The following is a 17,976-nucleotide window of genomic DNA, read 5'->3' on the forward strand; positions in this document are numbered from 1 at the left end:
TGTAAAAGAAGTTTTAATTTAGATGCAAAATTAACCAACGATGGAAGACAACGCTAATTATTTTACAGTTAATAAGGAGACGTGGAATAAAAAGGTCATTGTACATGCACAGAGCGAGATGTATAAGATGACGGCCTTTAAAGCAGGAGAAAGCTCTTTAATGCCTTATGAACTAAAAGCTCTAGGGGATGTGTCTGGGAAGTCCTTATTGCATTTGCAGTGCCATTTTGGGCAGGATACCTTGAGTTGGAGTCGAATGGGAGCGCAATGCGTAGGCGTCGATTTGAGTGATGAGGGCATAAAGTTGGCTGAGCAATTAAATGATGAACTGAAATTAGATGCTAAGTTTGTTTGTTGTAATGTCCTGGATACCTCAAAGCATGTTTCAAAAACCTTTGATATAGTCTTTACAAGTTATGGTGTTATAGGTTGGTTACCAGATTTAAAACCTTGGGCTAAAATGATTGCTGAGCGCCTAAAAGTTGGCGGTACATTTTATATGGTTGAGTTTCATCCTATTCTTTGGATGTTCGATTATATTGATGACCAACCCAAAATGAGATATCATTACAATCAAGACGAGGTCATTTATGAAGAATATGAAGGAACTTATGCCAATAATTCGGCTAAGATGGTGAGTAAGGAATATGGCTGGAATCACGGTTTAAGCGAAGTGATCAATGCCCTCATCGAAGCAGGATTACAAATCGACTATCTAAATGAATATGACGAAAGTCCGTATAACGTCTTTCCTGATTTGATAAAACAAGAGAATGGTATGTATATCATGAAAGATCAGTTGTTTCCTATGATCTTTGAGATAAAGGCATCGAAAAAATAGTTCTCGATATAATTTAGGCATTCTAAAATGAATGCCTAAATCACTCGAACTGACATTTATATTAATGCTCTTCTCCTTCTTTTAAGAGCTCTGGAAATCTGGCTTTAAACCGATTTAATCTTGGAATGGAAACCGCTCTGATATAGCGCTGGGTAGGATTGCGCTTTTCAAAGTCTTGATGATACGCCTCGGCAATCCAAAACTTTTGGAAAGGGTAAACTTCTGCGGCAATTTTGGTATCTAATTTTTTAGAAAGTGCGTCTTTCTTTTCTTCTATAATGTTCTTTTGCTCATCGTTCTGATAAAAAATGATGGAACGATATTGAGACCCTTTGTCTGGTCCTTGTCCATTGACCTGCGTGGGGTCTTGCGAGCCGAAATATACATCTACTAAAGATGAAAAACTAACGACCTTGGGATCGTAAATGACTTCCACAGCTTCGGCATGACCTGTTCTACCAGTATTGCTTTTCTCATAAGTTGGATTTTCCGTAAATCCTCCAGAATAGCCACTTATAACCTCATCAACACCTTTTACACTTTCGTAAATCGCTTCGACACACCAAAAACAACCACTTGCAAAATAAGCCCTAGCTTTTCCATTTTCTAAGGGGACTTCAACGGGATCCGAGTCGATGACTTTTTGTTGTTCTGGGCTGACTTGTGCCTGATTGTGGCAGCTTAATAATAAGCTAATACTTAAAATATAAAGTAACTTTTTCATTTATCCTGAATTTATTTCAGGATCTCATTATAAGGTACCCTGAAGTTTATTTTTCTTTTTCAATAGACGTGTAAAATTACAATTCCTTAAAATGAATTTCTTTAAAGTTTTATTAAATAAAAAAGCCTCCACAATTTGTGAAGGCTTAAATGCTATTTATATGGAGTTCATTACTTGCTTAACTTAGCAAATAGCTTGTCCATTTTAGCTTTTTCTTCCTCTGCAAGTGCAGCATCCACTAAGATACGGCCACTGTGTTCATCAGTAATTACTTTTTTACGAGAAGCGATTTCTACTTGTACTTGTGGCGGAATGGTAAAGAAAGAACCACCTGATGCACCGCGCTCAATAGCTACGACGGCTAAGCCATTCTTTACATTGTTTCTTATTCTGAGATACGCTTTTACTAAGCGCTCATCAATTTTCTTTTGAAATTCGTCCGATTTTTCTAATAAGGCTTCCTCTTCTTTTTCAGTTTCTTTGAGGATTTCGTTCAGTTCTCCCTTTTTGTGTTTTAAATGGGACTGACGATCTTTTAAACGGTCTTTAGTTTCAGAAATAACTTCTTTCTTCTGCTCTATTTGAGCTTTAAATTCTTTGATGTGCTTTTCAGCTAACTGAATTTCAAGTTCTTGGAACTCAATCTCTTTCGTCAAAGAATTGTATTCTCTGTTATTTCTAACATTATTTTGTTGTTCGCTGTATTTTTTTATTAAAGCTTTAGCCTCTTCAATTAAGTTCTTTTTGCCTTTGATTTCTTCATCAATAACTGCCAGGCTATCATTTAATTTCTCTAATCGCTTATTAAGTCCTTCAACTTCATCCTCTAAATCTCTAACTTCTAAAGGAAGTTCTCCTCTAACATTTCTAATTTCATCTACTCTAGAGTCAATTAACTGTAAATCGTAAAGCGCTCTTAAACGTTCTTCTACAGTAGCTTCAGCTTTTTTGGCCATAATTATAAATACTTTACCGGATTTGTATTTGTCTTTGATAAAATGATTGCAAAATTAGTAATTTTTTTCGAGAGATAGTCCACTAAAAATGATTTTGTGAACTGTTCACTTTCATAGTGCCCAATATCTGCTAATACAATAGCACTTTCGGCACTAAAAAAGTCATGGTATTTAAGGTCCGCAGTCACTAAAAGATCTGCGCCTGAAGCCTTTGCTGCTCCAATGGCAAAACTCCCTGAACCACCGAGAACGGCTATTTTTTTTATAGGTCTTTCTAATAGTTTTGAATGTCTGATACAAGGTGTATTCATTTTTACCTTAATATATTCTAGACACTTTTGTGCCTCCATAGGTTGTGTAAGCTCACCAATCATCCCCATACCAATATAGGGATTGGTATTGTCTAAAGTACTTATTTCATAAGCAATTTCCTCATAGGGATGTGCTTTAAATAAAGCTTTTACAACTTGAGACTCTAGATGTTTATTAAAGACCACAGAAACCGAAGTCTCATTTTCGGTATGTAGTGTTCCTATTTTACCGATGGAAGGCTTAGCATCTTCATTCCCCCTATACGTACCTTCGCCATCCGTGTTAAAACTACAAGAATCATAATTGCCTATATGGCCTGCGCCAGCCTCAAATAAGGAGGCCCTTAACACTTCCGCATGGTTTTTGGGAATATAGGTTTGGAGCTTTTTTATGGTGCCGGGCTGTGGAATTAGAATTTTTTTGTTTTTCAATCCTAGTTGATCACAAATAATAGAATTCACCCCTTCTAAGGCATTATCAAGAGCCGTATGAATGGAGAAGATGGCAATATGATGCTGAATGGCTTTTATCACGACACGTTCTACATAGCTTTTTCCGGTGAGTTTTTTTAAGCCTTTAAAAATAATAGGGTGGAAGCTAACGATAAGATTGCAGTTATTTTCAATAGCTTCATCTACAACAGATTCCAAAGTATCTAGTGTTACCAATACTCCTGATACCTCTTGATTTTTATCCCCCACCAAAAGTCCAACATTATCAAAATCTTCAGCATATGCTAATGGTGCTAGGTCGTGTAGTTGATTAATTACATCTTGTACGGTCATATATAGATATTTGTTTTCAAAAATAATATATTTTAGTGCTCGTGAAGTTGATCCGCATCATATTGTTTCCCATAGTGCCTATTTACTTTCTAGTAACCTGGATACGCAATTGGCTATATGACAAAGGCATTATGTCTTCAAGGTCATATGAAATTCCCATCATTTGTGTTGGTAATCTTAGTACAGGTGGTACAGGAAAGACACCTATGATCGAGTATTTAATTCGGTTGTTGAAGAATGAAAAAGCGGTGGCAACCTTAAGCCGAGGTTATAAGCGCATTACTGAAGGTTTCATTTTGGCAGATGATGATGCAACTGCCGACACTATTGGTGATGAACCCTACCAGTTTTTTAGAAAGTTTAAAGACATAAAAGTTGCTGTTGACGGCAATAGGCAAGATGGTATAGAGGCACTGCTGTCTTTAGAGGATGCGCCCGAGGTCATTTTATTAGATGACGCCTACCAACACAGAAGGGTGAGGGCTGGATTAAATATTTTATTGACCGCTTACTACAACCTTTACACCAATGATATTGTTCTACCTACTGGGAATTTAAGAGAACCAAGATCTGGCGCTAAACGTTCTGATATTATTATTGTGACTAAATGCCCAACACATATGTCTAAGGCCGAAAAAGTGAAGATAGCTTCTAAGTTAAGAGTGAGGCCAGAGCAAAAGTTATTTTTTAGTCATATTGACTACGGTAGAACTATTGTATCTAAACAAGGGGAATTAGCTATAGACACTTTACCCAAGTTCACATTGGTCACAGGTATTGCTAATGCCGCACCGCTGGTTAAGTTTTTAGAAGAAAAACAATTAAAATTTGACCATATCGAGTATCCTGATCATTATAGTTTTAAGCCCGGTGACATAGAGCTACTGTCTGAAAAAGGATTGATAATTACAACCGAAAAGGATTATGTAAGGTTGTCCGTTAATGAAGTTTTAGAGCCTAATTTGTATTACCTTCCTATAGAGGTCGTTGTTGATAAGCCTAATGATTTTGAAGATGCAATAAATAGGTTTGTCAATTAAAAGAAACTTGAAACAACTTCCTTACCCGAAAGCACATCGTATAGCTTACCTTCAAAGTCTTCTTGTTTAAACGGTTTAGAGATAATGTCGTTAAACCCAGCTTCACCGAACTCGTGCATTTTATCTTCTAGAGTTACTGCCGTCAATGCAAAAATAACCAAGTCTTTATCAAAAGTTCTGATAATTTTAGTGGCTTCTAGGCCACTGATACCTGGCATGTGAATATCCATTAATACCACATTGTAGACGGTAGACTTTACCTGTTCTACTGCGGCTTCACCATTATCGACAACATCGCAATAAAGTCCCATTTTATTGAGGATTTTTTTGGTAATCATCTGATTGATCTTGTTGTCCTCTACGACTAGAATTTTAACCTTACTTAAATCCAAATCTTCCATTTTATGAGGGGTTTTAGGTTCTTCTACTTTTGGCTTTTCGACGACTTTTTCAACTTTTTCTAAAGGAATTTCAAAGAAGAAGGTTGTGCCTTTACCGAGCTCACTCTTCAAATAGATTTTTCCTTTTAAAATTTTGATAAGTCCTTTTACAATAGATAAACCAAGACCAGTACCACCATACTTACGATTAATTTGTACAGAGCCTTGAGAGAAACTCTCAAACATCTCATCTTGTTTTTCTTTTGTAATACCTATGCCATTGTCCTCAATTTCAAAGCGCAGTCTGTACTTATCATTCTTTTGGTTAATCTTGTGCACTCTCACCCAGATGTCACCATCTTTTGTGAACTTAATAGCATTTCCAAGTAGATTAATTAAGATTTGGGAAATCTTTAATTGGTCACCATTAAAAGTTTCTGGTAACCCGTCTTCATAGTCGAAATGTAAATCTGTACCGTTGTCCTTTGCAGAATTGGAAAGTGCAGACATTACATTCTCAATTTTGTTTTTGAGGTTGAATGTTTCTGGATCGAGTTCAACCTTATTAGCTTCGATCTTATTGATTTGGAGAATATCGTTAATAAAAGTCAACAAATAATCACCAGAGAACTTCAGGGATTTCAAATGGGGAATCTGATGTTCTTTGGGCTTTTCGTCTAATAGCATGTTTGTAAGCCCAGTGACCGCATATAATGGTGTGCGGAGCTCATGGGTTACAGTTGACAAGAAGTTGGCTTTGGTTTTAGAGGCTAACTCGGCCTTTTCTTTGGCAACAATAAGCTCGTCATTTTTCTTGTGGAGCATATTGTTGGTCTTTAACCTTATGTTATTGTTTTTATACAACGACAAGGTCAAAAGCGATAAGATAGTAATGAGGGCAATACTCAAAATGGTTGTAATTCTTGTAAAATTGCTTTCGGCACTTACTTCTTCTATCTGCTCCTTTAGCTGTGCATTTTGAGCATCTTTATATTTACTTATCGATTGACTCGTAATACCCGGAGCCAAATTCTCACGTTTAACATCTAGTATCGAGTCGGATAATTTTATATGTCGCTTTATATACTCGTAAGAATTCTTGTAGTCACCACGTGCTTTATGAATATCGCTTAATGTAAGGTAGGCCTCATTTATATTTTCTGAAATGTTGTAGGCTTTTGCAATAGAAAGGCCCTCTTCGACTTGTGATAAAGCCAAGTCATCACTATTAAGTGCACTCGATACTTTACCTGTCTGTATTAATGCGCTGCTTAGACGACGTCTTTGCTCATACTTTTTGGATATAATAATGGTCTTTTCTAATTGGGCTTTAGCTTCCTCATAGCGCTTTAAGGCGATATAGGCTTTTGCCTCATTCAGGGTCACTTCCGATATATATTCTTCTAAGTTCTCCTGTTCAAAGAGATTTTTCGCTGAATTATAATATTCTAAAGCATCTTCATATTGTGCTTTTGTACTGTAAATAACACCTTGAATATTATAACTAATTGCAAGATTGGCGTAATCATCATTTTCGCGCTGGAGTTGAATGGCAGTATTAAGCGATACATAAGCTTTGTCTGTTTCGCCAACCAAGTATCTCACTTTGGCAATCTTAGTATGAATGACACCTTGGTTCTTTTTATCGTCGATTTTTTCGGCGATATTCAGCGCCTTGTCTAGATTTCCTAATGCATTGTAATAATCTCCGCGGTCACTTTCTAATTTAGCCTGATTAATACGTTCTTGTAATCGCATGGTTAGCATGTCCGTATCTTCAATTCCATCTTGTTGGGAGAAAATAAGACCACAAAAACAGGCTAAAAAGACAAATATGTAATATTTGATTCGGGACATTTCAGCTCACTTTATAAAACAAATATAATTATTTATTCGACAAAAGTGCTTTTTTATCCGATAAATTGCAAATTAAATCTAGAATTCTTGAGCTATATCCTGTCTCATTATCGTACCAGCCTACTATTTTCAGCATGTTTCCTATAACAGAAGTCATTTGAGCATCGAAAATACAGGAATGTGAATTCCCGACGATATCAATAGAAACAATCGGCGCTTCGGTATATTCCAAAATCCCCTTTAAATAGGACTCTGCCGCAGTTTTAAAGACCTTATTGACTTCTTCAATCGTTGTGTTCCGCTTTACATTGATCGTTATATCTGTTAATGAACCATTAGCCACAGGAACTCTTATGCCGCAACCTCCAATGACTTCAGATAGATCCGGAAAAATCTTAGTTAATGCCTTTGCTGCACCAGTCGTAGTTGGCACTATAGACTGACCTGCCGCCCTGGCACGTCTTAAATCGCGATGGGGTTGGTCGTGCAAGCTTTGATCGGTAGTGTAAGAATGGACTGTAGTAATATAGGCCTGCTCAATACCAAAATGGGCTTTAATTAGAGCCATCATTGGAGCCGCATTATTGGTCGTACATGATGCATTGGATATGATATCTTCTGAACCTTCAATAATAGCTTCATTAACACCGAACACAATGGTTTTTATACTTTCTTCTATTGCTGGAACTGATAAAATAACCTGCTTGGCTCCGTTATCTATATGGTGCCGAAGTTCTTGTCTGGTTTTGAATTTACCAGTTGCCTCAACCACAAAATCGGGTGCCGCCACCTTCCAGTTAATAGCTTTGGGATGCTGTTGATTAAATAAGGGAATGGCCTCATTATTTACGATAATATGTTGTTCGTCAAAAGAGACACTATCATTAAGAACACCATGAATACTATCGTATTTTAATAAATGGCTTAGCGTTTTAGTGTCTGCTAAATCATTTATGGCGACTATCTTTATTTGAGGATGTTGAAGCGCTAATCTAAAAATACGGCGACCAATTCTACCAAATCCATTTATGGCAACCTTAATCATTAATCAATATGTTTTTGCGCTTTGTAGGACGATCTCACGAGAGCACTACTTTCCACATGTCTAAAACCAAGTTCTAAACCTATGGCTTTATATTCCTTGAACTCATCAGGGTTAATAAAGCGTTTTACAGGCAAGTGCTTCTTACTCGGCTGGAGGTATTGACCGATGGTTACTACATCTACATCATTGTCCCTAAGGTCATGAAGCGTAGCAATAACTTCTTCTCGCGCTTCACCCAACCCCAGCATAATTCCAGACTTTGTTCTTCGCTGTCCTTGTTGCTTAAGATATTTTAAAACGCCCATACTACGATCATATTTAGCTTGGATTCTAACTTCTCGCGTTAAGCGCCTAACCGTTTCAATATTGTGGGATACCACTTCTGGTGCTACGTCAATAATTCTATCGATATGCTTTTCCACACCTTGAAAATCGGGGATTAAAGTTTCGAGTGTTGTTTCAGGATTCATTCTGCGAACGGCTTTCACAGTTTCGGCCCACATAATACTTCCCATATCCTTAAGGTCGTCTCTATCTACACTAGTTAAAACGGCATGTTTTATTTGCATGAGCTTTATCGATCGCGCTACTTTTTCTGGCTCGTCCCAATCCACAGTTTCTGGTCGTCCTGTTTTAACGCCGCAAAACCCGCAGGAACGCGTGCAAATATTACCCAAAATCATAAATGTAGCAGTACCTTCTCCCCAGCATTCCCCCATATTAGGGCAACTTCCAGAGGTGCAAATGGTATTCAGCTTATATTTGTCAACAAGACTTCTGAGTTCTGTGTATTTTTTGCCTGTTGGTAACTTAACGCGTAACCATTTTGGTTTACGTTCCGGTAAAATATTTGAAGCAACTTTCGTTTCCATGCATTTTCAATTTCAGTAAGCAAAGATACGAAGTAATTAATTAAAAATTTTCAGAGAATGCTGAGATACCAAACACTAAAACCTATCAAGAAAAGTATACCAGCCCATGATAAAATATGTAGTATTAAATTCGGTCTCCATGCTTTAGGAGTGTGCTTGCTAGACATTAATCTGTAGTTGATAATTGCATAGAAAGGAGCCGTAACAAAAGATAGAATTGTAGCTATTTTTATCAATAAGCCCATTTTCGATACAAAAGCAAAAAAGATGAGAATGGTACCAAATGCCAAGATCAAGACCCATAACAGATACCCTTTTTTAAAGCTTTTATTTTGAAGTATTTCTAAGGTTCTAGACATGGCTCTGGGCGAGGCATCTAATGTAGTTATTGTAGTGCTAAACATGGTTGTGAAAGCGGCAATTCCTATAATAATATACGCCCATTGACCTAAACTCTTGGTATATAAGTCTATCAACTGATTCGAAAATTCAGAGGCTTTGTCACTAAATGATTCTCCTGTATTAAACATAACAAAATACCCAAGACAGACAAAAGCAATGCCCAAAACGATGGCTCCCAGATAGCCAATGTTAAAGTCGAGCAATGCACTTTTCGGGGAAAATGAAGCCTCATCTTTTTTCTTTTCTATAGCCCAAATAGAATGCCATACCGAAATGTCAAGAGGAGCGGGCATCCAACCCATAAAGGCAATTAGGAATATGATGGCTTCCTTATTCTCAGGCCATATTTGCGTAAATCCAATGGGAGTGTCAAATTCTGCAAACGCAAAAATTACGGCCATTAAAGTACTAATGGTCAATGTGATAATGATGACCTTTATCAACTTGTCCAAAGTGCTATATTTCCCAAGGAATAAGATAAACAAGCAAACACAAAGTATTAAAATGGTCCATATTTCAACACTGCTGATACTTTCGATACCAAAATTCAAAATACTAATGTCTCCAAAAAGCGAATTGGCCAAACCGGCAGTTACGATAGTTACTGCAGTTTGGATGGTAAACATAGTCGCAAAGGTCAAAATAAAGTAAGCGATTAAGATACCTTTGCCTAATTTGTGGTAACCCTCCAATAAACTCTCGCCTGTAGCTGATGCATACCTTGGTCCATATTGAAAAAAAGGATATTTAAATAAATTTACCAATAGTAGTGCCCATAGTAAGCCCAATCCAAAATCCGCTCCTGCTCTTGTAGACTGAACCAAATGCGATACTCCGATTGCTGCACCAGCGAATAATAAGCCTGGGCCTAATTTTTTTAGTTGAGAAAACATTATGCTTTTGTGATAATAGCGGCTAATAGTTTTTTGGCCCTTAATAATTTCACTTTGATATTATTAATGGGTTCTTTTAGCTCTTCGGATATTTCCTTATAACTTAGTTCTTGGAAATACCTTAGGTTAATGACTTCTTGGTAATGAGGCTTCAGTTTTTTTATATCTCTCAGTAGTTTGGCAAGATTCTGTTCTGTAATAATTTTGTCCTCTGGTGTAGGGGAGTCGTCAATAATCTCTAAATAATGCTCTTCATTGTCCTTTGAGGTATTTCGGATGGTCTTTTTTTGCTTTCTAACTAAATCGATATGAATATTCTTGGAAATAGCGATGAGCCAAGTTTTAAACTTAAAATCGTCGTTGTAGGTACTAATTTTGTCAAAAGCTTTAGAAAAGGTTTGAATCGTAATATCCTCGGCATCATTTTCATTTTGTGTGCGTTTTAATTGAAAGGTATACACATCATTCCAAAATGTATCTAAGAGAACATTGAACGCAAATTGATCATTTTGTTTGGCTTTGTTAATGACGTCTTTTATTTCCAATGCTTTGGTGTGGATATTAGATTAGCAATAAAGATACTTAATTGCGTACTAATTAAAAATAATTCTAGAAGAGGCGCCAAAAAGATAAGGTTAACGTCGTCGAGCTTTCTAGCCGTAAACCCAAAACTCAGTAATTGTACAACAAAACGCAACGCAAAAAGTAGTACAACCCATAACCAATCATAGCTTAGAGAAAGTAGTATAATACCTAAAACCCAAAATAACAATTGCGACAAATAAAACAAACCTAATACTAATTGATGCTTGGTCTTATAATATTTAGCCGTACTAATATGTCGGCGCTTTTGTAAAATCCAATCTTTAAATGAAGTTTTCGGTTCTGAAATGGTAAAACTCTCTTTAGAAACACAAATCTCTGTATTGGAATGGTTGGCGACTTCATTTATAAAGAGATCATCGTCTCCCGATTTTAGTGCCATATGTCCATTAAAACCGTTATTGTTGAAAAAGAGCTCTTTGCGATATGCCATATTTCGGCCTACCCCCATGTAAGGAAAGCCCAATTTGGCATATGAGAAGTATTGTAAAGCAGTGAGTACGGTTTCAAAACGTATCAATTGATTTAAAAAAGACAATCGTTTTTTAGCATGGGCACCATAGCCCAAAACAATGCTCTTTTTGCTGCTGAATTTACTGCTTAAATGCGCTAACCACTTTTTGGAGTTTGGTATGCAATCGGCATCTGTAAAGACTAAAAAATCGTTCTTAGATACCTTGATGCCTAGCGTTAGGGCATATTTTTTATTTCCCCAAAATGTTTCATTAGTTTTTACATCGACGATTTTAACGATGTCATTTTCAGCTTCAAACCGTTTCATGACTTCCAGCGTATGATCTGATGAGCCATCGTTGATCAATACGACTTCAAAGTTTGAATACTCTTGTTCTAAGATTGAAGGAAGGTTTTTTTCTAAATTTTTGGCCTCATTCTTAGCACATATAATAACGGATATAGGTGTATGCTTTTTTAGCCGTATATCTTCTGAGCTAATGGAAAACGAAAAAAAGAAAGTGAGATAATAAATGATCTGTATACCAACAATGACTGCAAAAAGAAAAAAGAGTATTGTTGTAAAGCTCATTAAAACCTATGAATGTTGAGGTTCTTTGCAGTCTTTAAATTGGTCCGGAGTTTTTCCACAAAAACCACAAGCTTCTCCCTCTCTATTGAGCATTGGATTTTGGCTAGCACAGGTGCCAGCAAATTCTCCATCTTTTTTTGCCCAAAGTTTTATGGCTATTCCTGCGATAGCTAGTGCTAACATACCAAGGGTAAGCAGTAGTAATTTCATATTTAATTATTAAATTTAATGCAAAGATAATGCTTTTACATTTATTTCTCCCCCTTATCGGCTTGTGACTTAATCCGTAATTCTTGTGTCACATGACTAATAAATATGTATTAACTAACTCATAAATTATTAATTATGAAAAAATTATTTGCTGAATTTTTCGGAACGTTTTGGCTTGTATTTGGGGGTTGTGGTAGCGCTATATTTGCTGCTGGAATTCCAGAATTAGGTATTGGTTTTGTAGGCGTATCATTGGCCTTTGGTTTAACTGTATTGACCATGGCTTATGCTGTTGGACATATTTCTGGTGCTCATTTTAATCCCGCGGTGTCCTTAGGCCTTTGGGCTGGTGGAAAATTTGAAGCTAAGGATTTAATTGGTTATATCTTGGTACAGGTTATTGGAGCTATTGCAGCTGCTGGAGTATTGTATCTCATTGTTTCGGGTAAACCTGAATTTGAAACTGTAGGAGGTTTTGCGGCCAATGGTTATGCTGAGCTTTCCCCTGAAGGCTATAGTATGATGTCAGCTCTTGTCGCCGAAATTGTATTAACAGCCTTTTTCTTATTGGTCATTTTGGGAAGCACTAATGCCAGAGCACCTAAAGGTTTTGCTCCTATTGCCATAGGTTTGGCATTGACTTTAATCCATCTTATCAGTATTCCGATTACGAATACGTCCGTTAACCCTGCGAGATCTTTGAGCCAAGCTATATTTGCTGATGGCAATTACATGTCACAAGTATGGTTATTTTGGGTGGCCCCAATTGCGGGCGCCATTTTAGGTGGGGTGATACACAAAGCCTTTTTTGAAAAAGAATAGCGTTAATTAAATTAGAGCAAAAAAATAGGCACTTCTAAGAGTGCCTATTTTGATTTATATCAAAGGTTCAATTATTCTTCTTTTAAAGAGATCTCAGCAACTTCAGTATTATTCTCATTAGGAGCGTCCCCATTTTTACCGATCTTAATACTCAAGGCCAGAGCATCTTCCATATATGGAATAGGCTTGAGCTTACGGTCGGATTTGTCAAGAATACCCAACTTAACCATTCTATCTTGTAATTCGGCCCAAATCTGATAGTGTTCATCTTCGGGTAATTGTGGTAATGTAACCACATCGATCATGGATGTTTTTTCAACAGGATTGATATAAGCGACGGTTTTTAAATCCTTAGCGCGTTCATTACCATTAATAATGTATTTTCTGGCATCGGGATTGTTCAATTTATTCAGTTCGATAGATAACTCCGTTAGCATTGTATTATTCTTTTCGATATCGCTTCTTAAGTCATAAATCTCTTCAACCACGACGTTGTTTTCATCGATCAAACCTTGATTTTTTTGATATAAGAAAAATGTCGTCGCCGCAAATAATACGGCAGCAGCAGTAGCCGCAATACTATACCAAGGCGTCTTTCTGTTTTGTACTAATTGAATAACCTTGGTGTCGTTAGTATCTTCTAAGGCATCTAAAATATTTCCTAATATATGATTAGGGACATCAACCGCGCCTGCCTTGGCAATCAATTCTAAATTACTCTGAAGTTTTTCATAAGCCTCTGCGGCCTCAGGATAATTATTGATAAAAAATTCTACTTCCTTAGTTTCTTCATAGGAAGTTTCACCTACTAGATATTTGTTAAGTAGGTTAGAATTTAAAAAGCTATGTAATTTTGTTTCCATATCAATGGCTTTATGGATTATAAACTTTTTTAAGTTCTCGTAATCCTATTTTTAATCTCGACTTTATAGTACCCAGAGGGATGTCTAACTCATCACTGGCCTCTTGTTGCGTCATACCCTGAAAAAACAAGGCATCGAGAACAATCTGGTACTTTTCTTCTAACCGCCCAACATGTTCTTTAATATCCAAAACATCTTGGTTTAAATTGCTCGACGGTAAGATATATACGTTAGAAGTGTCGATTTGGACTTCTTTCTGAAAACGATTATTAAAACTTCGTAATTTATCTATGGCTGTATTACGTGCTATTCTAAACAACCATGTAAATAATTTAGCCTTAGTAGAATCATATTTGTGCGCATTCTTCCATACCTTTATAAAGGTCTCCTGTAAGGCATCTTCGGCTATTTCTTCATTTATGGTAATTTTTAAAATCACACCATAAAGACTGCTCGAATAGTGTTCGTAAAGAAGATTTAAAGCGCGCTTATCACCTTTTTCAAGTAAATCGATTATTTTTTGTTCTGTTGAAGTAATGCTCAAAGTTTTAAAATCGTTTGGTTGATTGGTCTATGATTCGATTGCGGGTTTATAGATGTAAATATACTCAAATACAAGTTGCAGGCTTAATTTTATATGATATTCACTTCTGTTTCAATAGTAATATCAAAGATTCGTTTTATGGTTTTTTGGATTAACAGTGCCAATTCATGAATATCGCTTCCATTGGCGTCGCCATAATTAACCAAAACCAAGGCCTGTTTATTGTGTACCCCATAGTCATTAAAGCGTTTGCCTTTAAAACCAGCTTTTTCAATGAGCCAACCTGCCGGTACTTTTATCATCTCCTCAGAAACTTTATAAGATGGCACTTGAGGGAAACTGTTCTGTAATTTTTTGAATTGATCTATACTAATTACCGGATTTTTGAAAAAACTACCACTATTACCGATTTTTTTTGGATCTGGTAGTTTACTTTGTCTTATGGCAATAACGGCGTCTGATATGTCTTTAATAGTCGGTTTAACAATACCAGAATCGTTCAATTGCTGCTTTATAGCACCATAATCCATATGTAGTTTGTGATTCGTTTTTTCGAGCTCGAGGGTAACACTTGTAATGATATATTGTCCTTTTAATTCCTGTTTAAACACAGAATCTCTATACCCAAATTTACAGTCTGCCTTAGTAAATGTTCTTGTATCTTGGTTTTGGATATCGACAGCATCGCAACTCAAAAAAACGTCTTTAAGTTCTACACCATAGGCTCCAATGTTTTGAATAGGGGCAGTTCCGACATTGCCTGGAATCAATGAGAGGTTTTCAATACCGGCATAATTGTGCTTTAGGCACCAAAGTACAAATTCATGCCAATTCTCGCCGGCCATAGCTTTCACAATGACCTTATCGTCGGTTTCACTGATAATTTCAATGCCTTTAAGATTGATATGAAATACTAGGGCTTCAATATCTTTAGTAAGAAGCATATTGCTTCCACCACCAAGAATAAACAAAGGGTTACCGTGCTGTGCTGCCAAGTGATACTTCAGCGCTTCTATCGTAGAGATATCGCAAAACAAATGTGCTTTGACATCAATACCAAAGGTGTTGTACGATTTTAATGAAACATTTTTTCTCAGGGTCATTTAGTCCTTGTAAACTTTTAGAGCTTCTGTTAGTATTTTCACAGCGGTTTTTAAACGATCTTCGTTTAAAACATATGCAATTCTAATCTGGTTTAAACCAACACCTGGCGTGGAGTAGAAACCTGCAGCTGGAGCCACCATTACCGTACTATTTTCATAATCGAACGATTCTAATAGCCACTTAGCAAAATCATCTGAATTTTTTACTGGTAATTCGGCAATACAATAGAAAGCACCATTGGGTTTGGCTACTTTTACACCAGGGATACGCTCTAAGCCTTCAATAAGTGTATTTCTGCGTTTCACATATTCCTCCTTAACATCATCAAAATAACTCTGCGGCGTATCTAAAGCTGCCTCACTAGCAATTTGAGCTAATGTTGGTGGACTTAGCCGAGCTTGAGCAAATTTTAAGGCCGTACTTATAACATCTTTATTTTTTGAAACCAAATAGCCTATTCGCGCTCCACACATACTATAGCGTTTCGACACCGAATCGATAACAATAGCATGTTGCTCTAAGCCAGGTTCTTCGAGAATGGAGTAGTGCGAAATACCATCATAGACAAATTCTCTATAGACCTCGTCTGCAATCAAAAACAAATCGTGTTTTTTGACTATTGCCGCTAGTTTTTTGATTTCCTCTTTTGAATATAAATAGCCCGTTGGGTTTCCAGGATTACAAATGAGAATAGCTTTGGTTTTTGAGGTAATTAATTTTTCGAATTCCTCGATTGGCGGTAGTGCAAAATTGTTTTCAATCTTAGATATCACAGGAACAACATTGATGCCTGAGGCCGTTGAAAAGCCATTGTAATTGGCATAAAAAGGCTCTGGGATAATAATTTCATCATTTTGATCCATAATACTACCGAAGGCAAACAGTAAGGCTTCGCTACCTCCTGTAGTTACTATAATATCGTTATGCGAGACATCAATAGAATTGCGGTCGTAATATTTTGCAATTTTCTTTCTGTATGCTTCAGATCCTTCAGACCGTGAATAGGCCAAAACATCTAGGGTACTTGTTTTAATGGCCTCTAAGGCTAGAGGTGGGGTTTTTATATCCGGTTGACCTATGTTGAGATAATAAACGGTTTTTCCTTGTTTGTGAGCTTCTTCGGCAAAAGGTACCAATTTCCTTATAGGCGATTCAGGCATAGCAATACCCTTTTTTGAAATTTTTGGCATCGTTGTAATGTTTAGAATGCAAATTTCTGAAATTTCTTAAAGTTTATGTAAAAAATGATGTTTAAAATACCACATACCGCAAAGATTTGTAACTTGATTATTAAATCAATCAAATTTGAAACTACTTTTTAAGTACATACTCTTGCTTTTTTTGAGCTTAAACATTTGGCTATCAAATGCTCAGGGTAATTTCTTCCTTAAGAATGATGTCAGTAAAAAAATTAACTTTGAATTTGTCAGTAATCTCATTCTTATTCCTGTAGAGATCAATGGGGTTACCTTATCCTTCGTTTTAGATACTGGGGTTAGTAAGCCGATCCTGTTTAAGTTAACTGAAAATGATTCATTGAGCTTAAAAAATACGAAAACCTTTTATTTGCATGGCCTAGGTGGTGATGGCAAATTGGAAGCACTAAAGTCTAGTGGCAATAAATTTAGAATTGGTGATGTGACTGGGCAAAACATGGACCTTTATGTGGTTTTTGATAGCTCCATTGATTTTACACCAAGACTCGGTGTTTTGGTTCATGGCATTATTGGTTACGATGTTTTTAAGGATTTTATAGTAGAGATTAATTACAACTCTAAATATATAAGGCTTCATCACCCAAAAACGTTTAAACCCAAAACGTCGAAGAAATGGCGCAAGGTACCTATAGAGATTTATCGCAAAAAGCCTTACATAGATGCAGAGGTTATAATTAATGATGATGAGAAACCCGTTAAACTTCTTATAGATACGGGTAGTAGCGACGCCTTGTGGCTATTTGAAAATGAGGAGGGTCTTAAGCCCAATAAAGATATGTTCTTTATGGATTATTTAGGTAAGGGGCTTAGTGGGTCGGTTTATGGCAAAAGGTCTAAAGTTAAAACCTTTAAATTGAATGATTTTAATCTAGATCATGTTAATGTGGCCTATCCAGATACCCTCTCGATTGATTTGACAAGAGTCTACAAGGAAAGAAATGGGAGTTTAGGAGGTGATATATTAAAGCGATTTAATTTATTTTTTGACTATAGCAATCAGGAATTACACCTTAAAAAGAATAGTTTATTCAAGCATGCCTTTACCTATAACAATAGCGGTATCGTTTTGGAGTTCAATGGTACGCGGTTTGTAAGGGAGAAAATTAGATTACCTTCCTCGAGTAAGTATTCTAATTATAGCGGAACTAATAGTGCTGTACAAATAGATCTTTCCGTAGATTATAGGATTGCTTTAAAACCGATATACGAAATCGTTGAATTAAGGGAATCATCCAACGCTTTTGCTGCGGGGTTGAGGGTAGGTGATATTTTGATAAGTGTTAATGGAAAGGAGGTCTACGATTATAAGTTGCCCGAGGTCAACGCTGTTTTTCACGGTCGAACCGGGAAAAATATTAAACTAAAGGTGGAGCGTAATGGTGAAACAATGACATTTAAATTCAAACTAGATACGGCTTTTACAAAAAATGAGCCCTCAAATTGAGGGCTCATTAAAATACT

The 17,976-nt window shown here is 36.5% G+C and carries 18 protein-coding genes; 4 read left to right on the top strand and 14 right to left on the bottom strand.

Annotated elements, in window-relative coordinates:
* Nucleotides 1-40: 40 nt before the first annotated feature.
* Nucleotides 41-841 (top strand): class I SAM-dependent methyltransferase, encoded by an 801-nt coding sequence (locus ACO052_RS07860; RefSeq protein ID WP_422107460.1) that lies wholly within the window; start codon nucleotides 41-43, stop codon nucleotides 839-841.
* A 61-nt stretch (nucleotides 842-902) separates the two neighbouring features.
* On the opposite strand, the gene msrA is transcribed toward ACO052_RS07860, so the two are convergent.
* From msrA to ACO052_RS07875, 3 genes are all read right to left on the bottom strand, one after another.
* On the bottom strand, nucleotides 903-1,565 hold the full coding sequence (gene msrA / locus ACO052_RS07865; protein WP_422107461.1) for a peptide-methionine (S)-S-oxide reductase MsrA: 663 nt from the start codon (nucleotides 1,563-1,565) through the stop codon (nucleotides 903-905).
* Nucleotides 1,566-1,735: 170 nt separating this feature from the next.
* Nucleotides 1,736-2,521: a zinc ribbon domain-containing protein gene (locus ACO052_RS07870; protein WP_422107462.1), complete on the bottom strand. Its 786-nt coding sequence runs from the start codon at nucleotides 2,519-2,521 to the stop codon at nucleotides 1,736-1,738.
* Between the two features lie 2 nt (nucleotides 2,522-2,523).
* Nucleotides 2,524-3,618: a Nif3-like dinuclear metal center hexameric protein gene (locus ACO052_RS07875; protein ID WP_422107463.1), complete on the bottom strand. Its 1,095-nt coding sequence runs from the start codon at nucleotides 3,616-3,618 to the stop codon at nucleotides 2,524-2,526.
* 74 nt (nucleotides 3,619-3,692) lie between these two features.
* On the opposite strand from ACO052_RS07875, the gene lpxK reads away from it, so the two are divergent.
* The gene (lpxK, locus tag ACO052_RS07880) at nucleotides 3,693-4,658 is read left to right on the top strand and encodes a tetraacyldisaccharide 4'-kinase (RefSeq protein WP_422108056.1); all 966 of its coding nucleotides are present in this window, start codon (nucleotides 3,693-3,695) and stop codon (nucleotides 4,656-4,658) included.
* Here lpxK and ACO052_RS07885 read toward each other — a convergent pair.
* Genes ACO052_RS07885 through ACO052_RS07915 form a run of 7 tightly spaced genes read right to left on the bottom strand, consistent with a single transcriptional unit; the run spans nucleotide 4,655 to nucleotide 11,965 of the window.
* A complete protein-coding gene (locus ACO052_RS07885; RefSeq protein ID WP_422107464.1) occupies nucleotides 4,655-6,895 on the bottom strand; it encodes an ATP-binding protein in 2,241 nt (746 codons plus the stop codon). The two genes, lpxK and ACO052_RS07885, sit on opposite strands and share 4 nt — an antisense overlap.
* A 28-nt stretch (nucleotides 6,896-6,923) precedes the next feature.
* Nucleotides 6,924-7,940, bottom strand: coding sequence for a type I glyceraldehyde-3-phosphate dehydrogenase (gene gap, locus ACO052_RS07890; RefSeq protein WP_422107465.1), 1,017 nt, complete (start codon nucleotides 7,938-7,940; stop codon nucleotides 6,924-6,926).
* On the bottom strand, nucleotides 7,940-8,812 hold the full coding sequence (lipA, locus tag ACO052_RS07895; RefSeq protein ID WP_422107466.1) for a lipoyl synthase: 873 nt from the start codon (nucleotides 8,810-8,812) through the stop codon (nucleotides 7,940-7,942). The genes gap and lipA overlap by 1 nt, the downstream gene beginning before the upstream one ends.
* A gap of 50 nt (nucleotides 8,813-8,862) precedes the next feature.
* Nucleotides 8,863-10,107 (bottom strand): NRAMP family divalent metal transporter, encoded by a 1,245-nt coding sequence (locus ACO052_RS07900; protein WP_422107467.1) that lies wholly within the window; start codon nucleotides 10,105-10,107, stop codon nucleotides 8,863-8,865.
* On the bottom strand, nucleotides 10,107-10,652 hold the full coding sequence (locus ACO052_RS07905) for an RNA polymerase sigma factor (protein WP_422107468.1): 546 nt from the start codon (nucleotides 10,650-10,652) through the stop codon (nucleotides 10,107-10,109). Before ACO052_RS07905 ends, ACO052_RS07900 begins: the two co-directional genes overlap by 1 nt.
* A complete protein-coding gene (locus ACO052_RS07910) occupies nucleotides 10,643-11,755 on the bottom strand; it encodes a glycosyltransferase (protein WP_422107469.1) in 1,113 nt (370 codons plus the stop codon). The genes ACO052_RS07905 and ACO052_RS07910 overlap by 10 nt, the downstream gene beginning before the upstream one ends.
* A gap of 6 nt (nucleotides 11,756-11,761) precedes the next feature.
* A complete protein-coding gene (locus tag ACO052_RS07915; RefSeq protein WP_111682035.1) occupies nucleotides 11,762-11,965 on the bottom strand; it encodes a membrane or secreted protein in 204 nt (67 codons plus the stop codon).
* Between the two features lie 135 nt (nucleotides 11,966-12,100).
* Here ACO052_RS07915 and aqpZ point away from each other — a divergent pair, with 135 nt between their 5' ends.
* Nucleotides 12,101-12,787, top strand: a complete 687-nt coding sequence (gene aqpZ, locus ACO052_RS07920; protein WP_422107470.1) for an aquaporin Z — start codon at nucleotides 12,101-12,103, stop codon at nucleotides 12,785-12,787.
* 71 nt (nucleotides 12,788-12,858) lie between these two features.
* Here aqpZ and ACO052_RS07925 read toward each other — a convergent pair whose 3' ends face one another.
* From ACO052_RS07925 to ACO052_RS07940, 4 genes are all read right to left on the bottom strand, one after another.
* On the bottom strand, nucleotides 12,859-13,650 hold the full coding sequence (locus tag ACO052_RS07925) for an anti-sigma factor (RefSeq protein WP_422107471.1): 792 nt from the start codon (nucleotides 13,648-13,650) through the stop codon (nucleotides 12,859-12,861).
* Between the two features lie 10 nt (nucleotides 13,651-13,660).
* Nucleotides 13,661-14,194, bottom strand: coding sequence for an RNA polymerase sigma factor (locus ACO052_RS07930; RefSeq protein ID WP_422107472.1), 534 nt, complete (start codon nucleotides 14,192-14,194; stop codon nucleotides 13,661-13,663).
* Nucleotides 14,195-14,283: 89 nt separating this feature from the next.
* On the bottom strand, nucleotides 14,284-15,297 hold the full coding sequence (gene murB / locus ACO052_RS07935; RefSeq protein ID WP_422107473.1) for a UDP-N-acetylmuramate dehydrogenase: 1,014 nt from the start codon (nucleotides 15,295-15,297) through the stop codon (nucleotides 14,284-14,286).
* Nucleotides 15,298-16,488, bottom strand: coding sequence for a pyridoxal phosphate-dependent aminotransferase (locus ACO052_RS07940; protein WP_422107474.1), 1,191 nt, complete (start codon nucleotides 16,486-16,488; stop codon nucleotides 15,298-15,300). It lies immediately after the preceding gene.
* A gap of 115 nt (nucleotides 16,489-16,603) precedes the next feature.
* Between ACO052_RS07940 and ACO052_RS07945 the strand changes: the two genes are divergently transcribed.
* Nucleotides 16,604-17,959, top strand: a complete 1,356-nt coding sequence (locus ACO052_RS07945; RefSeq protein WP_422107475.1) for an aspartyl protease family protein — start codon at nucleotides 16,604-16,606, stop codon at nucleotides 17,957-17,959.
* Nucleotides 17,960-17,976 lie beyond the last annotated feature (17 nt).

It is taken from the genome of Winogradskyella sp. (genome assembly GCF_965228925.1).
Lineage (GTDB): Bacteria > Bacteroidota > Bacteroidia > Flavobacteriales > Flavobacteriaceae > Winogradskyella.